The following is a 24,326-nucleotide window of genomic DNA, read 5'->3' as shown; positions in this document are numbered from 1 at the left end:
GGGGCGCATCTCAGCGTAACCAGTTTGTGTATTCTCACCCTCTGCCGACGCTGAGTCAGCTAAGCCACCCACACCACCCGGTAGAGGGGATACGGTAATCTGTGGGCGGCGGAATCATGCGTTTTGCGGAGGTGCATCATGCCCGGAATCATTCTTATCGGCGCTCAGTGGGGCGATGAAGGCAAAGGCAAGGCGACCGATCTCATCGGTTCGCATGTCGATTATGTCGCCCGCTTCAACGGCGGCAACAACGCGGGCCATACCGTGGTCGTCGGCGACGAATCCTACGCGCTGCACCTGCTGCCCAGCGGCATCATCAGCCCGAACGTGACCCCGGTCATCGGCAACGGCGTGGTTGTCGATCCTGAAGTCCTGTTCCAGGAGATTGACGGCCTGGAAGCCCGTGGCGTGGACTGCTCGCGCCTGCTGGTCAGCGAGTCCGCGCACGTGATCGCCCCCTACCATCGCACTATCGACAAGGTGACCGAACGCTTCCTGGGCAAGCACAAGATCGGCACCACCGGTCGCGGTATCGGCCCGGCGTACGCCGATAAGATCAACCGCGTCGGCATTCGCGTGCACGACCTGTTCAACGAGAAGCATCTGCACGACAAAGTCGAGGCGAGCCTGCACCAGAAGAACCAGATGCTGGTCAAGCTGTACAACCGCCGTCCAATCGACGTGGACCGCACCACCGACGAGCTGCTCAAGCTTGGTGAACGGCTTAAGCCGTACGTGGCAAACACGTCCCTCGTGCTCAACAACGCGCTCGACGCAGGTAAGACCGTCCTGTTCGAAGGCGGCCAGGCCACCATGCTTGACGTGGACCACGGCACCTACCCGTTCGTCACTTCTTCGAACCCGACCGCCGGCGGCGCTTGCACCGGCACGGGCGTCGGCCCCACCAAGATCACCCGCGTTATCGGCGTGTCCAAGGCGTATATCACGCGCGTGGGCGAAGGCCCGTTCCCGACGGAACTGTTCGACGAGCAGGGTGATTGGCTGCGCGAGCAGGGCCACGAGTACGGCGTCACCACCGGTCGCCCCCGTCGTTGCGGCTGGTTCGATGCGGTCGTCAACCGGTACGCGGTGCGCGTCAACGGCCTGACCGATATCGTGCTCACCAAGCTTGACGTGCTCACCGGCCTCAAGGAAATCCCGATCTGCGTCGCCTACGACGTGGAAAACCCGGACGGCACGCACACCCGCTACGACGACATGCCTGTCGACCAGGCGGCCTTCACCGCGGCGAAGCCGATCTACGAGACCATGCCCGGCTGGGACGAGGACATTTCGCAGGTGCATGATTTCGCAGACCTGCCTAAGACCTGCCGGGATTACGTCAACCGTCTCGAAGACCTGTCCGGATGCCGGATCTCCGCAATCGGCACCGGCCCGCAGCGTGACCATATCATCTCCGTCCACTCGCTGATCGACTAGTCGGCTAAGCATTACGGGGCAAACCCAACCAAACCCAACCCGACCGGAGTCGAGGCGCAGGGGCGTCACGGCTCCGGTCCCGCATAACAGGCCGTGAAAAGCTGCCGGGGGAGAGAAGGGGAGAGGGTTCCCGGATGCCGCAAAGCGTAAGGAAGAGTAAGGAGAAGGAGGAAAGACATATGGCGAAACGTTCCCCACTCGCCGACCCACAACTGTATGTCGTTGTGTTCATCGGCGGCGCGATCGGCACATGCATGCGTTACCTGCTGGGGCTGGCGATACCGGCCACGGCCGCTGGATTCCACTTCGGCACGCTCGCCGCGAACCTGCTGGCCTGCTTCGTATACGCGGGATTGAGCGCGTACCTGGCACAGGCTGATTGGATTCGCCCGCGCAAACGCGAACTGGTCAACCGGGGAGCCGGCATGGGTGTGTGCGGCGGATTGTCGACCATGTCCACACTCGCGTTAGAAGGCTTCACCGGCATACTCGGTGGGCAGGTGTGGCAGGCGTTGCTGTACCTGCTGGTCAGCGTGGTCTGTGGCCTGCTGGTCGCGTTCGCGGGCGTCTGGTGCGCTAATCGGCTTGCGACCGGGCATCGCGCGGAACGTGCTGCGGCGGCCGGCCAAACTGCCCGGTCTGGTGATTCCGTCGCCTTCGGCAATCCCGCCACCTCCGACAACCCCACCACCCCCGCCAACTCCGCAGAACAGGAGGCCCGGCAATGACATCATTCCTGATCGGTGCGCTCCTGTGCCTGATGGGCGGCCTCGGAGCCGTCACCCGGTTCGTGCTTGATACCGCGGTCAAACAGCCGTGGTCCCGCATCCCCGACAACGCGGACGAACGCACCGCAGCCATCCACGCGTTCCCGCTGTCCACGCTCGTCGTGAATATCGCGGCCTCACTGCTCGCCGGCATCGTCGCGGCGGCCTTCGTCTACCACGGCGACCCGGCCAGCCCGTGGCGTCTGGTGCTCGCCACCGGCTTCCTCGGCGGGTTCTCCACGTTCTCGACCGCCATCAACGAAAGCGTCACCCTGCTGCGCAAAGGCAAGAGCGCGGTTGCCGCAGCGAATATCGTCCTCGAATATGTCGTCCCGCTGCTGTGCGTGGCGCTCGGCTGGTGGCTGGCGGCAGCGCTGTGAACGACCTGCACGCCGCAGCGGACCGTCTGCTCACCTCATTCGCCCGCCTCAAATGGCGTATGGCTGGTGCTGGCGTGCTCATCGGCCTGCTGTCCGGCGTGCTCGTGGTCATCTACCGGCAGGGCATCGAACTAAGCATTCGCTTCGCCCGGTGGATGTACGCGCAGATTCGCATAACCCCATGGCTGATTGCCCCCTGGGCGTTGGCTGCAATACTCATCAGCCTGCTTATCGCATGGATGGTCCGCAAAGAGCCGATGGCATCCGGCAGCGGTATTCCACAAACCGACGGTGTGGTGTTGAGCGGCCTGAAAATGAAATGGCAGACCATTCTGCCGGTGCGCTTCCTCGGCGGCCTGCTCGCAGCCCTGTTCGGACTGTCTTTGGGGCGTGAAGGCCCGTCCATCCAGATCGGTGCGTCCGGCGCGCAATTCCTGTCGCACCGCATACGCGGCGAACGGCGCGAAGACGTGCAGGAGCACTATCTGGTGACTGCGGGCGCGGCTGCCGGCCTGTCCGCGGCGTTCAGCGCCCCGCTCTCCGGCATGATGTTCGCGCTGGAAGGCATCCACCGCAGCTTCTCCCCGGCCATCCTCATGGGCGCAACCGCAGCCTCCCTGACCGCGGATTTTGTTTCGAAATACTGTTTCGGCTTGACCCCGGTCCTCGATTTCGGGGATATTCGGCAGTTGCCGCTCGGCGATTACATGTGGTTGATTCCGCTCGGCATCATCGCCGGACTGGTTGGCTCGCTGATGAACCGTTCCCTGCTGGGATTCCAGACCCTGTACGGCAAGCTGCCCGACTGGTTGCGCCCGATGATCGCCATGGCGATTGCCCTGCCGGTCGGCCTGTGGCTGCCCGACGTGCTCGGAGGCGGCTCGAACCTCGTGCAAACCGCCGAACGCGGCCATCCCGGGCTCCTGATGCTGTGCATCCTGCTGGTCGTGAAAATCCTGTTCACCAGCACAAGTTTCGGTTCCGGCGTGCCCGGCGGCATCTTCATGCCGATTCTTGCGGTCGGCGCGCTGGCGGGCGGCGCGTTCGGCACGCTCGGGCATGACCTGTGGGGGCTTTCCGCGCAGGCGATTCCGGTTTTCGCGGTTTGCGTGATGACAGGCACGTTGGCGGCATCGGTCAAAACCCCGATCACCTCGATCCTGCTGACCGTTGAAATGTCCGGCACACTGACCCACATGCTGCCGGTCGCCGCAGCCGCGTTCATCGCCCTGCTGGTCTCCGACTCGTTGCGTACGAAACCGATTTACGGCGTACTACTGGAACGCTACATGCGCGCGCAAGGTCAGGCGGCGAAACTGCCCGGCAATCTGGGTTCCGGCATCATGGACTTTCCGCTGGAAATGGGCGCGCCCGCAGACGGGCATCGCGTGCGCGACGTTGCCTGGCCGTCCGGATGCCTGATTATTGGACTTCGACGGGGTGAACACGAAATCGTTCCGCGTGGCGACACCATGCTGCGGGGTGGCGATTACCTGATCGTACTGTTCAGCGGTCAGGAGGAACAGACCGTCCGCGCGGCGCTGCGCGGGCTATGCGACGCGGAAGAGACCGAAGCCGGCGCCTCGTCGAGCTGATTGACGCCGCGGTTGCCTGCGCGAGCTATTTGACGCCGACGGGACAGTACCATCCGACGTCAGTCGTCGTTGTTCGGTACTCGTGCTGCCGGCTGATTGTTGAGATTCTGCGGGTTTGCGGTGTTGGTCGGGTCGCCGGGGTGATGCCGTGGTCAGCGTACGCGCGGACTGGATCCGTTTTCGGTCGGTGTTCTCCGGTTTGATCCGTGATTCGGGTGTTCTGGGTGCCTGGCACGCCGGCGGTCGATTGTGATGGCGTAATCAGATCCCCGTGATTCCGCGCTTCTGCGATGATGCCTTGGTTGGCGGCCGGACATGGTCCGGCATGGGTGTGAACTGGTTCCGATTTTGTCCTATGTTTTCCGGTTTGGTCCGTGGTTCGGGTGTTCTGGGTGGTTTGTTTGGCGATGGTTGATGACGGAGGTGTGTTCGGATTGTTGGTATTCTGCGGGTTTGCGGTGTTGGTCGGGTCGCCGGGGTGATGCCGTGGTCAGCGCACGCGCGGACTGGATCCGTTTTCGGTCGGTGTTCTCCGATTCGGTGCGGGCCGCTCGCCCGCTCGCCCGTCCGCCCGCTCGCCCAGTCATCCGCGTGCCCGCCGTGTTAACACGAATGACTGCGAAGTTACCCCGGCGAAACGTTATTGCAACCGCTAGTCGAATCTCGAACACCTATGGTGAGGGTAATCGAGAGAGGACTACATATGGCAGACGCACTATCGACTGCGCGGCGCCATCGGTTCCTGATACTGACTTGCATGCTTGCCATGCTGGTTCCGATGGCGTTCCTCGCATTCCCATCATCCGCACAGGCCGCTGAAGCGGTCACAACCTGCAATCCGACCGCCACCAACGGCTGCGTGAACGGCATCCTGCAAGATACTTCCAAACAGCCTGTTGCCGGCGCGACCGTCACCCTGTCCGGCAAAGAATCAGCGACCACAACCACCGATTCGACCGGAAAATGGGCGTTCTCGGTGACCGCAGACGGCTCATACACCGTCACCATCGACAAGTCGGTCGCCTCAAGCCACGGCCTGCCCGGTAACACGGCGACCGTGAGCATCGACAAAAGCGATTTCTCCAAGCAGCGGGCGGTCGTCCGCTTCGACAAGGCAAACGTGACGGATTCTTCAAGCTCCGGCAAAGCTTCCGGCTCGGCATCATCGTCAAGCAAAGCCAAGTCGGGCAGCTCAAGCTCCACAACCGACAGCTCGTCGGCGTCAAGCTCATCCGGCAGCTCCAGCAATTTCGGCCAGCGCTTCTGGCAGCAGCTTTACTCCGGCTTGATTTTCGGCCTCATGCTCGCGCTGATGAGCGTCGGCATGAACCTCGTCTACGGCACCACCGGACTGAGCTCCTTCTCCCATGGCGAGCAGGTCACGCTCGGCGGCCTTATGGCGTATGTCGGCACGCAGATGCTGCATTGGCCGCTCATCGTCTCCGGCATTTTCGCCATCGCGATCGGCGCGCTGACCGGCCTCATCCAGAACGAAGTCATCTGGGCGCCGCTGCGCCGCAAGCATGTCGGCCCGCTACAGCAGATGATCGTCACCATCGGCCTGTCCATGGTGCTGCAATACCTGTTCCAGTTCTTCTTCGGCGGCAGTACGAAAGGCATTGTCACCTCCGTGGAACGTGGCTTCCAAATCGGCCCGATTACTACTGACCGCGCGACACTGATTTCCGCGGCCATTGCAATCGTGGTCATCGCCACCGTCACGTACTTCCTGTACCACACGCGGTTCGGCCGGGCCACGCGAGCCGTCTCCGACAATGCCGCACTCGCTGCGGCGTCCGGCATCAACGTGGAACACGTGGTGCGGATTGTGTGGATCCTGTCCTGCGCGCTCGCCGCACTTTCCGGCGTGCTTATGGGTATCTACCTCAACGGCATCGCGTGGAACACGGGCGCGGTCTTGCTGCTGCTCATGTTCTCCGCGGTCACACTCGGCGGCCTGGGCACCGCGCCGGGCGCGCTCGTCGGCGCCCTCATCATCGGCGTCGTGGCGGATATGAGCTCGCTCATCATCCCCAACGACATGCGCTACGCTTCGGCGCTCGCGATCCTCATCATCGTCCTGCTGTTCCGTCCGCAGGGCATCTTCGGCAAAGCACAGAGGGTGGGCTGAACCATGGATTTCCTTACGATTATCACCAATTCGTTGGGCGAACTGATTGCGCCCACAACCGCCGCCTACGCGCTTGCGGCAATCGGCTTGAACATTCACTTCGGTATGACCGGCCTGTTCAACATGGGCCAGGCGGGATTCATGCTGTTGGGCGCCTACGGCTTCGCGGTCACCCAGTCTATGGGCTGGAGCATTCTCGGCTCCCTGTGTATGGCGCTGTTCCTGTCGTTCCTGTTCGCGCTGCTGCTTGGCATTCCGACGCTCAAACTCGGGCCTGACTACCTGTCGATGGTCACGCTCGCGGCCGCTGAAATCGTTCGCATTATCGGCCGCTCCACCGCGATGACCAAGATCACCGGCGGTTCCGGCGGTATCTCCCCACAGGATTTCACGGAGAAGTTCGAAGCGCTCTCCCCGCTGCCCGACGGACAATCGACCTTCCTGCTGTGGACCTACTCGAACAATACGGCGAACTCCTGGTGGATCCGCATCGTCGCCTGGGTGCTGGTCGGCATCGCGCTGTTCCTCACCTGGCGCTGGTTCAACTCCCCGTGGGGTCGCGTGCTCAAAGGCATCCGCGAGGATGAGAACGCGGTGCGCTCGCTGGGCAAGTCGGTGACCCGCTTCAAGATCCAGTCGCTGTTCCTGGGCGGCGCGTTCGGCGCGCTCGCCGGCATCATCTTCGTGCTGCCGCGTTCCGTACAGCCGGATTCCCTGGGTCGTCAGGTCACCTTCTACACGTGGACGATCCTGCTCATGGGCGGCGCGGCGACCGTGTTCGGCCCGCTGATCGGCTCGTGCGTGCTGTGGGTGGCGCTCACGTTGATTAAGGAGTTCATGCGTGGCACGATTCCGACGACCGTGATCTCCTCCGACCAGGTGGAGGCGCTCGGCTGGGTGATTATGGGCGTCGCGCTCATGTGCATCGTGATATTCAGGCCGCAAGGCATTCTCGGCGACCGAAAGGAGTTGGCGTTCAATGCGTAAGTCAACATCTCAACAAGCAGCATCGCAGCAGGCCGGGAAGAACGCGGCCGACGACTTCGGCGGCAAGCCCTTCCAGCAGCAGACGTACGTCTCCGAATCTGACGCTCCGGGCGCTCCGGCCCCTGGTTCCCTCACTCCCGAGGCGGATTTGCCGCGTTGGGCGACCCGCGCGCCCGAGGGTGAGAAACTCGAATCCACGCAGTACGCGGACCGTGTGCAACACGATCTGTCGTTCGTGAAAGCCGCGCCCGGTGTGGCCAAGCCGGATCCGATCCTCGTGGCGGACAACATCACCCGCAAATTCGGTGGTGTCACCGCGGTCGACGTGCAACATTTCGAGATTGAACGGCACGGCATCACCGCGCTGATTGGCCCGAACGGTGCCGGCAAAACCACCTTCTTCAACCTCATGACCGGTTTCGACACCCCGAACACCGGCACGTGGGAATTCGACGGCAAACCGCTCAAATCCGAATCCCCGGAGCAGGTGGCGCGCATGGGCATGGTCCGCACCTTCCAGCTGACCAAAGTCATGAGCCGCTTGACCGTCATGGACAACATGCTGCTGGGCGCCCCCGTTCAACCGGGTGAAGGTATGCTCGCAGCGCTGTTTCCTGCCCGTTGGCGCAAGCAGGAGGAGAAAAACCGCGAAAAAGCTGAACGTCTGCTCAAGCGCTTCCTGCTGTGGAAGAAGAAGGATGATTTCGCCGGGTCGCTTTCCGGTGGCCAGCGCAAACTGCTCGAAATGGCGCGAGCGCTGATGAGCGACCCGCAGCTGGTCATGCTCGACGAGCCGATGGCCGGTGTGAACCCCGCGCTCAAGCAATCGCTGCTTGACTGCATCATGGCGCTGCGCGAAACCGGCACGACTGTGCTGTTCGTCGAACACGACATGAACATGGTCCGGCATATCGCCGATTGGGTGACGGTCATGGCGGAAGGCAAGATCGTGGCCGAAGGCGTGCCGAAGAACGTGATGTCCGACCAGGCGGTCATCGACGCGTACCTGGGCGCCCGAGCGAACATCGATTTGGGCGATGACGCGGCGCTTGAGAAGCTTGAGGAGGAACAGCATGAGTGACGTAACGGTGAACGAGCGCGAAGAACCTACTGCCGACGCGGGCGTGGCCGTGGATTCCGGTGTGGCGGCCGCTGATGAGACGCCAACGCAAGGCACGCTGGCGCGTTCGCAAGTGCACGTCGGCGAGCCGGAAGGCGACCCGCTTATGGACGCGCAGGATCTGATCGCCGGCTATCTGCCTGGTGTGAACATCCTCAATGGGGCGTCGCTGACCCTGCATGACGGCGAAATCGTCGGCATCATCGGCCCGAACGGCGCCGGCAAATCGACCCTGCTCAAATCCCTGTTCGGTCTGGTGCACATCCGGTCCGGCAAGCTGCTGCTGCGCGGCGAGGACATCACGAATATGCGCGCCGACAAGCTGGTTTCGCGCGGCGTGGGCTTCGTGCCGCAGACGGAGAACGTGTTCCCGTCGCTGACCATCGAGGAGAACCTGCGGATGGGGGCGTTCCAGGCGCCGAAACTGTTCAAGGAGCGGTTCGAGTACGTCAGCTCGATCTTCCCGAAAATCGCCTCGCGCAAGGACCAGTTGGCGGGGTCGCTGTCCGGCGGCGAGCGGCAGATGGTCGCGATGGGCCGCGCACTGATGATGAAACCGTCCGTGCTGCTGCTCGACGAGCCGTCCGCCGGTCTGTCGCCGATGCTGCAGGACGAGACCTTCATCCGCGTGAAGGAAGTCAACAGAGCCGGGGTTTCCGTGGTGATCGTCGAGCAGAACGCCAGCAGATGCCTGCAGATCTGCGACCGCGGGTACGTGCTCGACCAAGGGCGCAACGCCTACTCCGGGCGCGGCCGCGACCTGCTCAACGACCCGAAGGTCGTCTCCCTGTACCTGGGCAACCTCGAGGAGACGGTCGAGGAAGAAGGTCGGTAGACGGGGCGGTGTGCGGCGCCGGGGCATGTTGCTCGGCGCAGTGCCGAGCAGATTGCTGCCCGATTCGCACAGTGTGGAACAGTAACCGACCAGGGACGGGGGCGAAGCGGGGGACGCTCTGAGACCAGCCACCATAACACCGCATGATTCCTGCGGCCGGCGATTTGTTGATTTCGCTCTCGTGCCCGCGTTCCTTGGTTACTGTTCTACAACGTGCATGGTCATGTCCGATTCCGCAGGTGTGGCCGATGCGGCGACGCCCGGCCCCGGCTCGCCCTGCCGCTCTGGTTCCTGAATCCGCGGAATACCGCCAATCCTCCGCCTACATCGGCAGCGCGTCCCTCACCGCCATCCTCGCATCCCATGGTTACCTTTCCGCACCGTGGGTCTGGGTACCCGGCTCGGCTTGAGCGGAGGAGAATGGAGCCAACTGCGGGAGTCGTTATCGGGTCCGGTGAGCGGTCTGATCATGCCGCTGCCATGTTCCGGCTCCCAAGGCACAGCCCAACCCATCATCGTGGCGCCATCATCGTGGCGCCATCATCGCGGGACTTCTCGCGTGATTCGTGATTTGTCCCGTAAACTCCCAACGGGCTGATATTGGGCGTGTTGGTATTCCAACGTTTTCCTTGTCACATTATCGCCGAATCCCGTTTTCATGGATAATCTCCCGGGAGATTATCCGCTGTCTTGCGTTTTCAATCGGAACTCCCGCGTTCCCCCGTGTTCCTGATGCCGATGCCCGTCTCCGATGACTCCTTGCGCCCACACCACCTCACGCCCCGCGCCCCGAGCCAGCCCCCATGTCTGATTGCACAATATTTCCTGTTGTTTTCGCATGTCACGGTCAGGAAACATCCGGCACACGCCTGTGTTGCAAACCACGCTTAGATTCACGGGTAAACGAAACGGCAAGCCTACATCACCGTAATGTCCAAGCGTCCGCTTCGCACCAATGAATCAGCATGGGAGAGAGGAAACTGATCATGCGCTACTCAACATCATCAACATCATCAACGCCGTCAACATCATCGCGTAAGTCAATGAAACGAACCATGATGTGCGCCACCGCCGCCGTCGCCGCACTGACCCTGGCATTGTCCGGCTGCGGCTCCTCGTCATCAGGCGGCTCGGCGTCCAGCAGTTCGAACGACGGATTCGTGCTCGGCGCGCTGTTCCCACAGACCGGCTCGCTGGCGTACATGTCCCCGCAGGAGGAAGGCGCGGTCAAGCTCGCCCTCAAGGACATCAATGATGCGGGCGGCGTGCTCGGCAAGAAGGCCACGTCGGTGAGCGCGGATACTTCGGACGCCGACCACGCGGACCAGAACACGTCCGGCACCCAGTCGGTGCTGTCCAAGAAGCCGTCCGCGATCATCGGTCCGGCGTCCAGCTCCGTGGTCAAGAACGTGTACAAGGAGATTTCCGCGGCGAAGGTCCCGATGATTTCGATGGGCGCGACATCCGCAAGCCTGTCCGGCGTCGACCCGTACTTCTTCCGCACGGTCGCCCCGGATAGCGTGCAGGGCGCGGTGCTTGGCAACGTGATTGCCCAGGATGGCGTGCAGAAGCTTGCAATCGCGGCTTTCAACGACGAGTACGGCACTGGTTTGCGCGACACCATCGCCAAGACCGCTGAGGATGCCGGCGTCAACGTGGTGTACGGCGCGGATCAGGCCTTCGACCCGACCGAAACGAACTTCTCCTCGCTCGTGTCCACCATCAAAGCCTCCAACCCGGACGCCATTGTCATCATCGCCTTCGACCAGACCAAGGCGCTCATCAAGGAAATGATCAGCCAGGGCATTGATACCACGAAGCTGTATCTGGTCGATGGCAATACCTCCGACTATTCCGACACTTTCGACAAGGGCACGCTCAAGGGCGTGACCGGCACGATTCCGGGCGCTCACGCGACTGCGGACTTCCAGAAGAAGGTCAAGTCCATGGAAAGCAGCGTCAAGGATTACACGTATGCGGCCGAAACGTATGACGGCGTGATCCTGTTCGCGCTCGCTGCTCAGAAGGGCGGCAAGACCGATGGCGAGACCATCCAGAAGAACCTGCTCGCGGTGTCCGGCGCGAACGGCGGCACGAAGTGCAAGTCCTACAAAGAGTGCGTGGCGCTGCTGAAGGATGGCAAAGATATCGAATATGTCGGACAGACTGGTATCGGACCGTTCAACAAGAACCATGATCCGAGCTCCGCGAATATCGGCGTGTACAAGTTCGGTGAGGACAACAAGCCGGTGTTCGACCACGTCCAGTCTGGCAAGGTGTCTACTGACTGATGGCAGATGACTGATTGCCGATTGCTGATCTCTGATTCCTGATAACTGGGATGGTCGCGGACCGGGCTGTTGGTCGATCGGGCACGATGCCGGTGGGCGGCGTGTCGATTTGGCCGATGACTGGTCTGTGGCAGACTGGAGCCGCTTAGCCGGTGGGTGAAGCCGGTGCGGGGACGACGAAACGGCCGGTGCGCTACGTGCGTGCCGGCCGCTTCGTCGTCTGTGCAGTTGTGCGTCTGTGCAGTCGTGAGTCGGCGGGCGGCGACCACCAGTCGGCAGCCACTAGTCGGCAGGCGCGCGTTTGCCGTCTGTGACCCGTTGCGGTCGTGCCGTTCCGCACGGTTCGTGCGATGGTTGCGGTACCATAGTGGATTGCCGCGATTCGCGGTGGCGCGAGTAAGGACGGCGGCGGGCGATTCCGCCTCACAGGCATGATTTCGGAGTGACACATGACGCAACAGAATGGTCGGGACGTGGATGTCCCCGACGAAAACGGCGAAGGTGGCGAGGCATCGCTGCCGGGTGCTATGGGAGCGGCGGTTCCGCAGCGCGCGGCTGTCGCGTCTGAACCTGCATCTTCTACATCTCCCGTTGACTCCGCCGAGCCTGCATCTGCCGCATTTTCTGCTGACTCTGCGGATTCCGCCGGTTCTCCAGCTCCTGCTGACCCTGCCGTTACGTCGGTGTTCTCGGTCGCGTCGATTGCTTCTGCCGCTTCGGTCCCTGCTTCGGTCCCTGCAATGCCGGAAGTCCCTGATATCCCTGTGATGTCGACAGTGCTGACCTCCGCATCTGAATCGGTTAACGGGCGAGATTCCGCCGATTCCAGCGCTCTCGGCAATCCCGTCAACCCCAACGGATCCGCAAACCACGCCAACCTCGGTGAATCTACCGACCACACCACCCTCGCCAACCCCCAAAATCCCGGTGACGAGCCGAAGCCCGAGACCCTGATGATCGAACAGGTCGAGCAGCACGACGCCCCGGTGGGTGCGGCGGCATCCCCGAATCCTCCGCAGATTTCGCTGGCCCCAATCAAAAAACTCCGCGCCCAATTCAACCCGCTCGCCGACGGACTGGTCTATCTGGTCGTATTCCTCGGCGGCTTTGTCGGCACCGCCGTCCGCTACGGTGTGTCCGCACTGTTCCCGTCGTCTGGCACCGAATTCCCCGTGGATACGTTCATCGCGAATGTCGCGGCTTGCTTCCTGTTCTCGCTGCTTGCGGAAACGATGGCGCACGCCTCGTGGATCCGCCGGCGCACCCGCCAATTGCTCAGCCGCGGGCTGGGACTCGGTTTGTGCGGCGGATTGTCGACGATGTCCACCATGGCGGTTGAAAGCCTCGCCGATATGCTCGACCATGAGCCGTGGATGGCTGTTTCCTATATGGTGGCGAGCGTGGTCGTCGGCACCATATGCTGCGTCGCCGGTGTCCTGCTGGCTCACGTGCTGACGGCGTCGCGAGCCGCCAAGTCGCTGCGTCGCATGTCAGGCGGTTCCAAGGCGTCGCATAATCCCCGGCGAGCCAACCCCACGTCGGTCGGGGGCGGAAATCCTGCTTCCGGACACGCCCAGACTTCCACCGGCGGTGATTCCACTGCCGCCAACGGCGTCGCAGCCGGAAGCGACCCGAATATGCCGGCTTCGTTCGAGCCGACGCCCATCACCGCGGAAATCCCGCTGGTTCCTGATCCGGTGACCGGGGAGGTGCACTGATGCTGCTGGTTTGTGTGTGCGGCGGACTTGGCACAATGGTTCGCTATGTGTTCGACGTTTCGATTCGTCGTGGCTGGCATCACGCGTTTCCTCTGGCGACGCTGCTGGTCAACGTGCTCGCCTCGTTCTGTGCGGGTATGGCGGCGGCCGGCTACGCGTACCATACGGTCGATTACGCGACCAGCCTGATTTTCGTCGCGGGTTTTCTCGGCGGCATGTCCACGTTTTCGGCCGCCATCAACGAGATGGTGTCACTTGCCCGTAATCGTCGCTGGTGGCTTGCGTTCTCGTATCTACTTGCGACGATTGCGACGCCGCTGTTGTGCGCTGCGTTGGGGTGGATGCTGGTTGCTGTGACGCGCTGAGCGCCTGTCGGATCGCGGTTGCGCCACTGCATCCCACACCCCGCGTAATTCAGCGGTGCCATCACAACGCATGATGACGAAACCGGTGTCGCCGCTCGATTCGTCCCGATAGTACAATGCCGGTAGCAGGCGCGATGCACACCGCCCGGCGGTTCAAGTCCCGCTTGGCGTGCGGTACCCGTCCGTGCACAACAGAGAGCAGCGGAAAGCAACAGAGAGCGCTTGAATCAAGCTTCGTGAGGAGAAACTCGTGGTCGGAATGCGCGACGTGGCCAAAAAGGCCGGAGTGTCTTTAAGCACCGTATCGTTGGTGGTGAACGCTTCCGGATACGTTTCGCGAGAGATGCGTCGTCGCGTTGAACAGGCGATGCACGAATTGGACTATATCCCCAACGAGCTGGCACGCAATCTGTATCGCGGGCGGACCGGCATGATCGGCGTGATTGTGCCGACATTGCGTCATCCGTTTTTCGCGACGTTGGTGTCCGCGTTGCAGGGGCGGCTCGCGAAGCATGAATTGCAGACTTTGCTGTGTTCTACAGCTGATGCGGATACCGGTGAGGCGGAGTATGTCAGCCGCCTGCGCCGGCATATGATGGACGGAATCATCATGGCTGCCCATACTGATCATCCTGCGGATTACTGGACATCGATTGGCCGGCCTGTTGTCGCGTTCGACCGTGCGCTGGGCGATACCATCGCCACAGTCCGTTCCGATCATGAGCAGGGCGGTCGGCTGGTTGCCGAGCAACTGGTGAAGTCGGGGGCCCGCCATGTGGTGATGGTCGGCGGCCCGCGCAGTCAGTTCGATGATCGCGGCGAAGGGGCGACCACATTCCCCACGGTGCGGTATTTCCAGACGCTGGGGGAGCGGCTCGATGCGGTTGGAATTCGGCATGAGTATGTGGCATGCGGACCGGTCACAGATGTCGAAGGGTATGCGCGGGCGGTGCATCTGCTGTTCGACCGCCTCAGCGAATCGCGTTCCGGCGGTTCTGCCGGCGGTTCTGCCCGCGATTCTGGCGTCGGCGATGCCGGGATTCCGCCGGTCGATGCGATTGTCGGTTCTGACGTGGTCGCTGCATGCGCGGTGAAAGAGGCGTTCGCGCACGGGCTGAACGTGCCGCGTGATGTGCAGATCATCGGGTATGACGGCACATGCTTGGTAGATTGCGCCGGATTGACGCTGACGGTCATCAAGCAGGATTTCGATACGATTGCCGAACGGTTGGCTGCACGTATCGTCGACGCCGTCAACGAGCCGGAAGGTCGGGAATCCAAGGACGGTGAGGATTCCAAGGCCGGCAAGGAATCCAACAACGCCGCGGCGGTCGATATCGTGCCGGTCTGCCTCCACATCGGCGACACCACCCGGCCTGTCGCCTAGCGGCCTGCCAGGTGGGGGAACAATCCCGAGGGCAGGACGGGCCTGCCTTCTCCGGAAATTGGTCCAGTGGTCGTCCACTTGCCGACCACTGCGAAACCCCGCGGAAATACGGCGATGATTGGCTGTCACCAGTATGAGGCGCACGCCAAGAGGTCCAATCCAACCCGCGGCCGTGCGCCATCGGAACGACACCGGGAGACGGCTATGGGCGACAACGACAGTGACGGGACATTCCTCGCATCCGCTGCGGGCAAACCCGCCGAACTGGCCTCCATACTCGCCGGCCGGATCACGGCAGGGCAATACCCGCCCGGCACGCGACTGCCCGGCGAACGTGAGCTCGCCGCGACCTTCCGCGTCTCACGCGGCACAGTCCTCGATGCCGTCGCCATCCTCGCGCAACGCCACGTGGTACGCACCAAATGGGGTGCCGGCACCATCGTGCTGGACACCGACGAGGCGTCCCTCGCCATCGAGACGGTATTGAGGCAAGCCGACCACGAACGTGGCAATATCCGCGAGCTGCGGGACTTGGTCGAGCCGCCCATGGCCGCACTCGCCGCACGCAGGGCATCGCCTTCGGATCTGGTGACACTCCACGGCATCATCGACCACACCGACATCCGGATGACGCCACGCGAATCCTTGCGAATGGACATGGCGTTCCATCTGGCGCTCGCCGAAAGTACCGGCAATCCGCTGTTGGCGGCGCTGCTGCGGTTTGTCAACGATTCCGCGGAAGCCACGCGGGCCGGTACGCACAGCACGGTTACGAGACGCCGCGTCTCACTGGATGGACACCGTGCGATCTTCGCGCGCGTCCAAGCCGGTGACGCGCCCGGCGCCCAGCAGGCGATGCTTGACCATCTGCGGGCCATCGGCGGGATGGACGTCCTCGGCATCCAGCCACAACAACCGGCAGAACTGAAGGAGCCAACAAAGCCAATGGAACCTGCGAAGCCAATGAAGCCAACGAGGCAAGCGAGGGGCGAACGATGAGCATCATCCACCTGTCAAGCCATCCGGATACCGTGCGGTGGGGGCACCCTGCCCGCCCGCGGCGACCGTCCCGTCGCCGCCATCAACGCCGGGGACACGCTGCGCATCGACACGCTCAGCCATGAGGGTCTGCTGGAAGAGCAAGGCAAGGATCCGCTGGGATTCTTCCAAGCGCAGGGCGTCGCGGCATCAGACATCCTCGCGGACGCGGCCGCCATCGCCGCAGAATCGGACCATCCGCACGGTTCCGGACCGCACGTGGTCAACGGTCCGGTCGAAGTGCGCGGGGCGAAGCCCGGAGACTGGCTGGCCATCGATATCCTCCGCCTCTCCCCGCGCGTCGACTACGGCATCATCTCGAATCGCCACGGCAAAGGCGTACTGCCGTCCATGCCCGAAGCCGGGCGACGGACGGTCAGCATCTTCGCCCGGCGCATGCGCGTCAACGGCAAGGACGTCGGCGTCATGCGGAAAACTGGCCCGGACGCCATCGACGCCTACCATACGTACCTGGCCGGCGGTGCGCCGGCGAGCCCGCCCGAGCCGGACGACCCCGATACGGTGGCCTTCCCGCTATGCCCGTTCCTCGGCATCATCGGCGTCACACCGGACACCGGCGAGCATCTGAGCACCGTACCGCCCGGGGATTTCGGCGGCAACCTCGACATCAACCTCATGGTCGAAGGCACGCGCCTGTACCTGCCGGTATTCGTGGACGGCGCCGGCCTGTACGCGGGCGACCCGCATTTCGCGCAAGGAGACGGCGAGGTTGCGCTGACCGCACTCGAAGCGTCCCTGGAAGCCGACCTGCGCGTCGGGGTCATCGCAGGGCCTGATTTCACGCGGCGTTTCGGTGTATTGCAGGGGCCGCTGCTGGAAACCCCCGACTACCTGGTGACCACCGGCCGCGCCCTGCGCCTCGACGATGCGCTGGAACATTGCGTGGAGGAATCCCTGCGCCTGCTGGTCGACGGCTGCGGCTTCGACCGCGCGCACGCCTACGCGTACCTCAGCGCCGCCGCTGATTTCGATATCTCCGAGGCGGTGGACATCCAACGCGGCGTCCATGCCGCGATCCGACGGGCCGATATCGGCCGATAACAAGGCAAGACAGCGGCGGCACGGCAGTTGGCGGATACCCGGATGCTCCCGTCACCGCATACGCCGAAGATGGGTACGGGACCGCTGGAACACAATCCGGCCTGATTTGGCCCAGCCTGATTTGGCCCAGCCTGATTTGGCCCAGCAGATGAAAGAGATGACATGGTACAAGCAGACACCACCACCGGACGCGCCAACGAATCGGCGGAACCAACCGACACCGGCAGGCAGCGCCTGATGCGCCTCGCCACGGCGACGGCTATCGCGTCCGCGCTCGCCGGCGTGGCGGCCGGCCTGCTCACGCTCATGCTCTACGGCGTGGAGCACCTGTTCCTCGGCTATGTGGAAGGCGTTTCGGCCCCCGGCCCGTTTGCGGTGCCCGCATGGCGGCGGGCGGTGTCGGTGTTTGTAGGGCTGTCGGTCGCGGCGGTGATCTGGTGGCTGCTGCGCACGCGCACCACCAAAGTGCCGTCGGTCAAACAGGCGGTTGGCGGCTCGCGCATGCCCGCCTGGCAGACCGTGGTGCACGTGATGCTGCAGATATTCATCGTCGGTTCGGGCGCCTCGATCGGCCGTGAAGTCGCGCCGCGCGAATTGGGTGCGCTGCTCGGCCAGCGTTTTGCGGCGTTGACCCGCCTGGACAAGCGGGATACGCGCACACTCGTCGCGATCGCCGCCGCCGCAGGCCTTGCCGGTGTCTACAACGCGCCGCTCGCCGGGACCTTCTTCGCCGTGGAGATCCTGCTGCACGAGATTAGCCTGGAAACGGTGGCTTTGGCGTTCGGTGGCTCGGCCCTGGCGGCATGGACGGCCTCGCTGGTCAAAGGCACGCACACGTTCTATGACTTGGGGCATGTCAGCGCCCTGTTCACGCCGGATCTTATTGCTTTCGCGCTGATTGTCGGCGCGGTGTGCGGGGGGTGCGGCGCCCTGTTCCGCCGCGGTTCCGCGTGGGCGGAATCGCATAAATCCACCGGTGTCACGTTGCTGTGGACCATGCCGCTTGCCGGCGCACTCACCGGTGTCGCTGCAATCTGGCTGCCGCAGCTTATGGGCAACGGTCGTGCGTTGGGGCAGCTGGGATTCTCGGGCGCGGTTGAACTGTCAGTCATTCCGGGGCTGCTGATCGGATTCGCGGCAAAAGCCGTACTGACCCTGCTGACCATCCGCTCCGGCGCGTCGGGCGGTGTGCTGCAGCCGGGCATCGCGCTGGGTGCGTCGATGGGTGCGATCCTCGGCGTGCTGTGGATGACGTGCTTCCACACGAATGCGCTCGCCGTATATGCGTTGATTGGCGCGTGCGCGTTGCTGTCTGCCTCCCAGCAGGCGCCGCTGATGGCGACCTGCCTGGTGATGGAGCTCGCCGCCGCACCGGTGAACCTGTTCGTGCCCGCCGGTTGTGCGGTCGCGGTGAGCGCGCTGGTGTGCAAAGTGCTGATGCCGCGTCTCGACGCGTGGCACCCGCTCGCCGGCATTGCCGCCCGCGTTCACCGTTGATCCCAATCCCAAACTGGGTGCGCTGATCCACGGTCGGAAGCGGGAGATTGCGCTGAATCGGCCATTGGACGGATAATCTCCCGGGAGAATCGTCGGGTCCGGCCGTGTCCTGCAAGAACTCCCAACGACATCGTTGGAATCATGCGGTTCGCAAAATCATGCCGTTGGGAGTTTTCCCACGGATCGGCCGATTCGCGCTAATCTCCCGCGGAAAGTCGGGACTTTACACATTTATGGCCTGTCTCGGCGTAACCGGTTTGCGGGTCTTTCCGGTCTGGTTGCGATGATGGTGGTCAGGACTGGGTTCGCTCGCGATTGTTGGTTTCCGTTGATGTGTCGCCGGATGCGGAGGATTGGTGCGGGGAGTCTCGATGCGGTTTGACGGCGGCGAGCAGGTGCGGGGGATTGCGCCGATTCCGTCGGGGCGGTGGTAATCTCCCGGGAGAATCGTCGGGTCCAGCCGTGTCCTGCGGGAACTCCCAACGACATCGTTGGAATCATGCGGTTCGCAAAATCATGCCGTTGGGAGTTTGTCGCCAGATAGACGCAATTGCGCTAATCTCCCGCGGAAAGTCGGGACTTTACACATTTATGGCCCGTCTCGGCGTAAAGTCCCGATTATCTCGGGAATCATGTGTCCGCATCCGCAGAATCGAATGTCGAAACGCACGGTATGGCAAAGTGACCTTGGAACGGGAGAGTGCCGTGCAACGCTCACTGCCATCGGATCGTTGATATTCTGCGGTTTTTGATTCCGCGTCGCAGCCGTCTCTGCCAGCCTGACTCCCCGCGGCCGCACAATCGGTCCTCGAAATCCATGGTGTGGAAGGCCATCCGGGCTCGCAGTCACGGCAACGGGAGCGCATGTGCTGGCAAACTGTTGGAATTCCGCGGTTCCGGTGCGTTGTGCCTGCTGCGCTGAACACTTCGCTTCTCCGCGCCTGCGACATCGATGATCAACATTCATCGTATGGAACTGTAACCATGAAACGGGGTGGATGCGCAACGCTCGCTGCCGACGAGTCGTGGAATCCGGCGGTTCTGCCGATTGGCTGGTGCGGAAACCGAATCATGCGTATAGCGGCCCGCGCAATGCCGGCCGTCGCTCCGCCGCCCCGCCCGTGTACGATGCGAGGCATGGACGACAATCAGCGCAATCATGACCGGGATGCCCACAACCAGGGCGCTCGCGACCAAGACGTGAACAGCCGAGATGCCGGCAGCCAGGACACCCGCAACCAGAGCGCCGGCAGCCGGGACACTCATACCCAAGCCCCCCGCACCCCAGCCGAAACCATCCCGCCCACCCTCGCGCAAGCGCACTCCGGCCGTCGCATTCTCCGCGGCCGCATCTACCGCCATTTCAAGGGCGACCGGTACCTTGTGGAGGATTTCGCCACGGATTCCGAGTCGGGTCTGCCGGTGGTGGTGTACCGCAAACTGTATGGCGATGGCTCGCTGTGGGTGCGCCCGCTTGAGATGTTCGCCGGCGAGGTCGACCGTGCGAAGTATCCCGACGTCCGGCAGCGCTACCGATTCGAACTCGAGGATATCCCCAGCATGAATCATCGCTGAATTCCTGCCGCAGACCGCGCGTCGCATGGTGTCGGGGCGTTCCGTCGTGTACAATATCGAACCGGTTCGATACGTGTTCGAGCGTGTGTTGTGCGGACGGCGACTCGAATCGCCAAATCCAACAAAAACCGCCGAAAACCCGCTACACTGAAAATGTTCTGTGTTTGGCGCCAAAGGAGGGTCGATGAAGAACAAGGTCCAACTCATCACCTATGCCGACCGGTTAGGCGACGGCACCATCAAGTCCTTGACCGACGTGCTGCGCACCCGTTTCGACGGCGTGTACGAAGGCGTGCACATCCTGCCGTTCTTCACCCCCTATGACGGCGCCGACGCCGGCTTCGACCCGGTGGACCACACCAAGGTCGACCCGCGTCTGGGCACATGGGATGATATCGCCGAGCTGTCCAAGACCCACGACATCATGGTCGACACCATCGTCAACCACATGTCCTGGGAATCCAAGCAATTCCAAGACGTCATGAAGCGCGGCGAAGACAGCCCCTACTACCCGATGTTCCTCACCATGTCGAGCGTCTTCCCCGACGGCGCCACCGAAGAGGACCTCGCCGGCATCTACCGTCCGCGCCCGGGCCTGCCGTTCACCCACTACACGTGGGGCGGCAAGACCCGTCTCGTGTGGACCACCTTCACCCCGCAGCAGGTCGATATCGACACCGACTCCAAGGAAGGCTGGGATTACCTGCTGTCCATCCTCGACCAGCTGTCGCGCAGCCACGTGAGCTACATCCGCCTCGACGCGGTAGGCTACGGTGCCAAGCAGGCCAAGACCAGCTGCTTCATGACCCCCAAGACCTTCGACCTCATCGGCCGGATCAAAGCGGAAGCCGAATCCCGTGGGCTGGAAACCCTCATCGAAGTGCACTCCTACTACAAGAAGCAGGTCGCCATCGCCAACAAGGTCGATCGCGTCTACGATTTCGCGATTCCGGGTCTGCTGTTGCACGCCCTGACCACCGGCAAGACCGGTCCGATCGCCAAGTGGGTCGAGGTGCGCCCGAACAACGCGGTCACCGTGCTCGACACGCATGACGGCATCGGCGTCATCGACATCGGTTCCGACCAGCTCGATCGCAGCCTCAAGGGCCTCGTACCCGACGAGGAGGTCGACCAGCTCGTCGAAACCATCCACGAGAACACCCACGGCGAATCCCGCGCCGCGACCGGTGCCGCCGCCAGCAACCTCGACCTCTATCAGGTCAATTCCACGTATTATTCGGCGCTCGGCTGCAACGACCAGCATTACCTCGCCGCGCGTGCCGTGCAGTTCTTCCTGCCCGGCGTGCCGCAGGTGTACTATGTCGGCGCGCTCGCCGGCGCGAACGACATGGAGCTGCTGCATCGCACGAATGTCGGCCGCGACATCAATCGCCACTATTATTCGGTGGAGGAAATCGATCGCAATCTCGAACGTCCGGTCGTCAAGGCGCTCAACGCCTTGTGCCGCATGCGCAACCAGCTTGACGCATTCGACGGCGAGTTCGCTTTCAACCGTGACGGCGATGCGCTGACCTTCAGCTGGACGGGCGAGACCACATCGGCGAGCCTCACGTTCGAACCGAAACGTGGCCTGGGTGTTGATAACCAGGCTTCCGTGTGCACACTGCGCTGGTCGGATGCGGCTGGCGAGCATGAAACCGACGACCTGCTGGCCGCTCCACCGACAGTCGCCTGAGACAACAATGACTGTGCCGCTTGGCCGGTGCTGGAGCGTCGGCCAAGCGGCACGGCATACGTCCATACCCATCAAGGGGGTTGCCATGAGCAACAACAATGAGACCGGCGGAGCTGCCGGCCAGAAGCCCGGCAACGGTTTTGTCCGTCCGGGTATCGATGACCGCCCTGATTTGGACAAGGCGCTGACTCCGGAGCAGAAAGAGGCGGTCTCCCGTCTCGCTGTCCCACTGCCCAAGAAGGCGAAGAGCGAGGATTCTGCGGCATCCGTAGGCGTCCAGGAGACTCGTATGGTCGCGGAAAGCGGCAGCCCGGTCGCCGCGATGGCGAGTTCCGTGGATGCGGCCGTGCTCGACCCGAATTCGGCGTTCAACGACATGCGCGACCCGATGGTCAGCGCTGACGGGCATCGGCCGTCGAAGACCGAGATCGTGCGCCTCGGCGTCGGCTTCACGCTCAGCGCCGTCGCCTGCGCCATCCCGTGGGTCGCCTTGAGCGCGGTCATCCTGCAGCAGGTGCTGGAGAACATCGATCCGGCCACCAAGGAGTCCATGCTCGGCACCATCAACGCGGTCGGTTCCATCGTCGCGCTGCTGGCGAACGTGATTTTCGGCACGCTGTCCGATATGACGCGCAGCCGGTTCGGTAAGCGCAGCCCGTGGATTGTGCTCGGCGGCCTGATCGCCGGCCTGTCCGTCGGCCTGATCGCCCTCGCCCAGCACAGCTTCCCGGCGATCCTCGTGCTGTGGTGCTGCGCCCAACTGGGGTATAACGTCATGCTCGCCCCGTTCGTGGCGACTATGTCCGACCGTGTGCCCGACAAGGTCCGCGGTACGATTTCCGGCTTCTACGGTGCCGGTATCGCCGCCGGCCAGACGCTCGGCAACGTGGTCGGCGCCAAGCTCAACGACAACGGCGCCACCGGTGTCACGCTCGGCTGGCTGATCGGCGCGGCGGTGTTCGCGTTGATCGGCATCATCACGGTCGCCATCTGGCCGCGCGAAGGCTCCAATGTGAACGAAAAGCGCGAGGAAATCACCGCGAAGTCCGTGCTTATGAACTTCCGTCCGCCGCGTCACGCTCCTGATTTCTACTTCGCGCTCGTGGGCCGCACCCTGATGATGGGCGGCTACTGGATGATCAACAGCTACCTGTTCTATATTTCGCAGGATTACATCTACGCGGGCCAGCCGCATGCGAAGGATTCCGCGAACGCGCTGATCGCCGTGATGGGCGTGATCACGCTGGTGGTTTCGCTGATTGCCGCGCTGACCGCCGGCCCGATCACCGACAAGATCGGCCGTCGCAAGCTGCCGGTCGCCTTGGCCAGCTGCCTGTTCGCCGTCGGCATCCTCATGCCGCTGCTGATTCCGACCCGCACCGGCATGCTGCTGTTTGCCGCGGTCGCTGGCCTCGGCTACGGCGTGTATAACGCGATCGACCAGGCGCTGAACGTCTCCGTGCTGCCGAATCCGGAGGAGGCGGGTAAGGATCTGGGCATCCTCAACCTTGCGAACACGCTGTCCACGGTGATTGGTTCGGTGTTCACGTCGACGATAATCAGCATTTCCAAGGGCATGCATCATGTGACTGCGACGCCGCCATCCGCCTATCGCGTGGTGTTCATTGTGGCCATAGCGATCGTGCTGATCGCCGCCTACCTGATCATGCGCATCAAGAAAGTGAAGTGACGCCGCGGGCGGCTTGCCCTCCGCAAGTGCGTGTGGCTCGACGACGGTGGCGGATTTTAAACGTCAATTCGGTTGCGGGCAGCGCGCTTTGTGCTAGCGCGTGTGGCTGCGCCGTCTCGCAAAGCCTGAGCGCGTGCGATGCGTGCGATGTACCGGCCGGGTGCCTGTTTCCCTTATTGCGGGGCGAAACAGGTGCCCGGCCGCTTGCGTTTTCGCATTGGCCGTGCAGGTGAAGGCATCCCGGCACGCCTGCGACCGCAGCCCCCTCCGATTTGGCGAGATATTCAGATTGGAGTCTGAAAAACTCTCGGATTTGCCCTTCTGTCGCGAGATATTGAGAGATTGTTCTGAATATCTCGCGTCTGGACATGTGTTCGCGAGATTTTCAGATTCTGGCGGGTCGCTACAGTGATGGTGGATTCTTGAGAACCGCGGAATATCAACGATGTGATGGCGCCTCATTCGTGCGGGCTGGCCCATAGAATCTCAATAAATCTCGGATTTGCGTTCCCGTCGGAGTTTTTCAGAGTTTTTTCTGAAAATCTCGCTGATTTCGACGTTTCGCTGAGATATTGAGATTGCGAATTGAGAGCTGATGGCCGGCAGAATCGATTCACAGGTGCATCTGCCCCTGTCTCATGCCGGTCGTGCAGGTGCGTGACGGCCAATCGTGGTGGCGTGCAATTGTGGCGCTACCCGCCGCTGATGCAGAACCATATCGTGGCGCGTGCAATTGTGGCAGTCCCGTTCAT

18 protein-coding genes are annotated in these 24,326 nt (G+C 62.8%); all 18 read left to right on the top strand.

What is annotated here, in order from left to right; all coding sequences use genetic code 11:
• Positions 1–138 precede the first annotated feature (138 nt).
• Positions 139–1,440, top strand: a complete 1,302-nt coding sequence (locus tag K315_RS0103305; RefSeq protein WP_029576176.1) for an adenylosuccinate synthase — start codon at positions 139–141, stop codon at positions 1,438–1,440.
• A gap of 179 nt (positions 1,441–1,619) precedes the next feature.
• On the top strand, positions 1,620–2,168 hold the full coding sequence (locus K315_RS09315) for a fluoride efflux transporter FluC (RefSeq protein ID WP_029576175.1): 549 nt from the start codon (positions 1,620–1,622) through the stop codon (positions 2,166–2,168).
• The gene (locus K315_RS0103295; protein ID WP_029576174.1) at positions 2,165–2,587 is read left to right on the top strand and encodes a fluoride efflux transporter FluC; all 423 of its coding nucleotides are present in this window, start codon (positions 2,165–2,167) and stop codon (positions 2,585–2,587) included. Before K315_RS09315 ends, K315_RS0103295 begins: the two co-directional genes overlap by 4 nt.
• Positions 2,588–2,646: 59 nt before the next feature.
• Positions 2,647–4,182 carry a ClC family H(+)/Cl(-) exchange transporter gene (locus tag K315_RS0103290; RefSeq protein WP_238556478.1) on the top strand — a complete coding sequence of 512 codons (1,536 nt, stop codon included), beginning with the start codon at positions 2,647–2,649 and terminating at the stop codon, positions 4,180–4,182.
• A 703-nt stretch (positions 4,183–4,885) separates the two neighbouring features.
• Positions 4,886–6,313 carry an ABC transporter permease subunit gene (locus K315_RS0103285; RefSeq protein ID WP_033520966.1) on the top strand — a complete coding sequence of 476 codons (1,428 nt, stop codon included), beginning with the start codon at positions 4,886–4,888 and terminating at the stop codon, positions 6,311–6,313.
• A gap of 3 nt (positions 6,314–6,316) precedes the next feature.
• Positions 6,317–7,300: a branched-chain amino acid ABC transporter permease gene (locus tag K315_RS0103280; protein WP_029576171.1), complete on the top strand. Its 984-nt coding sequence runs from the start codon at positions 6,317–6,319 to the stop codon at positions 7,298–7,300.
• Positions 7,293–8,381 (top strand): ABC transporter ATP-binding protein, encoded by a 1,089-nt coding sequence (locus K315_RS0103275; protein WP_029576170.1) that lies wholly within the window; start codon positions 7,293–7,295, stop codon positions 8,379–8,381. Before K315_RS0103280 ends, K315_RS0103275 begins: the two co-directional genes overlap by 8 nt.
• Entirely contained in the window at positions 8,374–9,255 is an 882-nt protein-coding gene (locus tag K315_RS0103270) for an ABC transporter ATP-binding protein (RefSeq protein WP_029576169.1), read from the top strand. The genes K315_RS0103275 and K315_RS0103270 overlap by 8 nt, the downstream gene beginning before the upstream one ends.
• 1,058 nt (positions 9,256–10,313) lie before the next feature.
• A complete protein-coding gene (locus K315_RS0103260; protein WP_081666385.1) occupies positions 10,314–11,546 on the top strand; it encodes an ABC transporter substrate-binding protein in 1,233 nt (410 codons plus the stop codon).
• A 449-nt stretch (positions 11,547–11,995) separates the two neighbouring features.
• Positions 11,996–13,264 carry a fluoride efflux transporter FluC gene (locus K315_RS10500; RefSeq protein WP_081666375.1) on the top strand — a complete coding sequence of 423 codons (1,269 nt, stop codon included), beginning with the start codon at positions 11,996–11,998 and terminating at the stop codon, positions 13,262–13,264.
• Positions 13,264–13,629 carry a fluoride efflux transporter FluC gene (locus K315_RS0103250; RefSeq protein ID WP_081666374.1) on the top strand — a complete coding sequence of 122 codons (366 nt, stop codon included), beginning with the start codon at positions 13,264–13,266 and terminating at the stop codon, positions 13,627–13,629. Before K315_RS10500 ends, K315_RS0103250 begins: the two co-directional genes overlap by 1 nt.
• A gap of 250 nt (positions 13,630–13,879) precedes the next feature.
• Entirely contained in the window at positions 13,880–15,016 is a 1,137-nt protein-coding gene (locus tag K315_RS0103245) for a LacI family DNA-binding transcriptional regulator (RefSeq protein WP_029576165.1), read from the top strand.
• A 204-nt stretch (positions 15,017–15,220) separates the two neighbouring features.
• Positions 15,221–16,015, top strand: coding sequence for a FadR/GntR family transcriptional regulator (locus K315_RS09305; protein WP_029576164.1), 795 nt, complete (start codon positions 15,221–15,223; stop codon positions 16,013–16,015).
• Between the two features lie 258 nt (positions 16,016–16,273).
• Complete coding sequence (locus tag K315_RS09300; protein WP_052316536.1) at positions 16,274–17,116, top strand: acetamidase/formamidase family protein; 843 nt, start codon at positions 16,274–16,276, stop codon at positions 17,114–17,116.
• A 162-nt stretch (positions 17,117–17,278) separates the two neighbouring features.
• Entirely contained in the window at positions 17,279–18,613 is a 1,335-nt protein-coding gene (locus tag K315_RS0103230) for a chloride channel protein (protein WP_029576163.1), read from the top strand.
• Between the two features lie 1,137 nt (positions 18,614–19,750).
• On the top strand, positions 19,751–20,188 hold the full coding sequence (locus K315_RS10155; protein ID WP_081666384.1) for a DUF1653 domain-containing protein: 438 nt from the start codon (positions 19,751–19,753) through the stop codon (positions 20,186–20,188).
• Positions 20,189–20,372: 184 nt separating this feature from the next.
• Positions 20,373–21,884 (top strand): sucrose phosphorylase, encoded by a 1,512-nt coding sequence (gene gtfA / locus K315_RS0103220; protein WP_029576161.1) that lies wholly within the window; start codon positions 20,373–20,375, stop codon positions 21,882–21,884.
• A gap of 85 nt (positions 21,885–21,969) precedes the next feature.
• Positions 21,970–23,574, top strand: a complete 1,605-nt coding sequence (locus tag K315_RS0103215; RefSeq protein ID WP_029576160.1) for an MFS transporter — start codon at positions 21,970–21,972, stop codon at positions 23,572–23,574.
• Positions 23,575–24,326 lie beyond the last annotated feature (752 nt).

Origin of the sequence: Bifidobacterium thermacidophilum subsp. thermacidophilum DSM 15837 (genome assembly GCF_000426425.1) — a bacterium.
Lineage (GTDB): Bacteria > Actinomycetota > Actinomycetes > Actinomycetales > Bifidobacteriaceae > Bifidobacterium > Bifidobacterium thermacidophilum.
The sequence above is the reverse complement of the archived record's forward strand: the minus strand, read 5'-3'. Positions and strand labels throughout refer to the sequence as shown.

Excerpts from the sequence above, each read along its gene's own strand:
- K315_RS09305 (WP_029576164.1), top strand. The coding sequence starts at position 15,221 with ATGGGCGACAACGACAGTGACGGGACATTCCTCGCATCCGCTGCGGGC.
- K315_RS10500 (WP_081666375.1), top strand. The coding sequence starts at position 11,996 with ATGACGCAACAGAATGGTCGGGACGTGGATGTCCCCGACGAAAACGGC.
- K315_RS10155 (WP_081666384.1), top strand. The coding sequence starts at position 19,751 with ATGGACGACAATCAGCGCAATCATGACCGGGATGCCCACAACCAGGGC.
- K315_RS09315 (WP_029576175.1), top strand. The coding sequence starts at position 1,620 with ATGGCGAAACGTTCCCCACTCGCCGACCCACAACTGTATGTCGTTGTG.
- K315_RS0103290 (WP_238556478.1), top strand. The coding sequence starts at position 2,647 with ATGGCTGGTGCTGGCGTGCTCATCGGCCTGCTGTCCGGCGTGCTCGTG.
- K315_RS0103305 (WP_029576176.1), top strand. The coding sequence starts at position 139 with ATGCCCGGAATCATTCTTATCGGCGCTCAGTGGGGCGATGAAGGCAAA.
- K315_RS0103260 (WP_081666385.1), top strand. The coding sequence starts at position 10,314 with ATGTGCGCCACCGCCGCCGTCGCCGCACTGACCCTGGCATTGTCCGGC.
- K315_RS0103280 (WP_029576171.1), top strand. The coding sequence starts at position 6,317 with ATGGATTTCCTTACGATTATCACCAATTCGTTGGGCGAACTGATTGCG.
- gtfA (WP_029576161.1), top strand. The coding sequence starts at position 20,373 with ATGAAGAACAAGGTCCAACTCATCACCTATGCCGACCGGTTAGGCGAC.
- K315_RS0103285 (WP_033520966.1), top strand. The coding sequence starts at position 4,886 with ATGGCAGACGCACTATCGACTGCGCGGCGCCATCGGTTCCTGATACTG.
- K315_RS0103215 (WP_029576160.1), top strand. The coding sequence starts at position 21,970 with ATGAGCAACAACAATGAGACCGGCGGAGCTGCCGGCCAGAAGCCCGGC.
- K315_RS0103250 (WP_081666374.1), top strand. The coding sequence starts at position 13,264 with ATGCTGCTGGTTTGTGTGTGCGGCGGACTTGGCACAATGGTTCGCTAT.
- K315_RS0103295 (WP_029576174.1), top strand. The coding sequence starts at position 2,165 with ATGACATCATTCCTGATCGGTGCGCTCCTGTGCCTGATGGGCGGCCTC.
- K315_RS0103230 (WP_029576163.1), top strand. The coding sequence starts at position 17,279 with ATGGTACAAGCAGACACCACCACCGGACGCGCCAACGAATCGGCGGAA.
- K315_RS0103275 (WP_029576170.1), top strand. The coding sequence starts at position 7,293 with ATGCGTAAGTCAACATCTCAACAAGCAGCATCGCAGCAGGCCGGGAAG.
- K315_RS0103270 (WP_029576169.1), top strand. The coding sequence starts at position 8,374 with ATGAGTGACGTAACGGTGAACGAGCGCGAAGAACCTACTGCCGACGCG.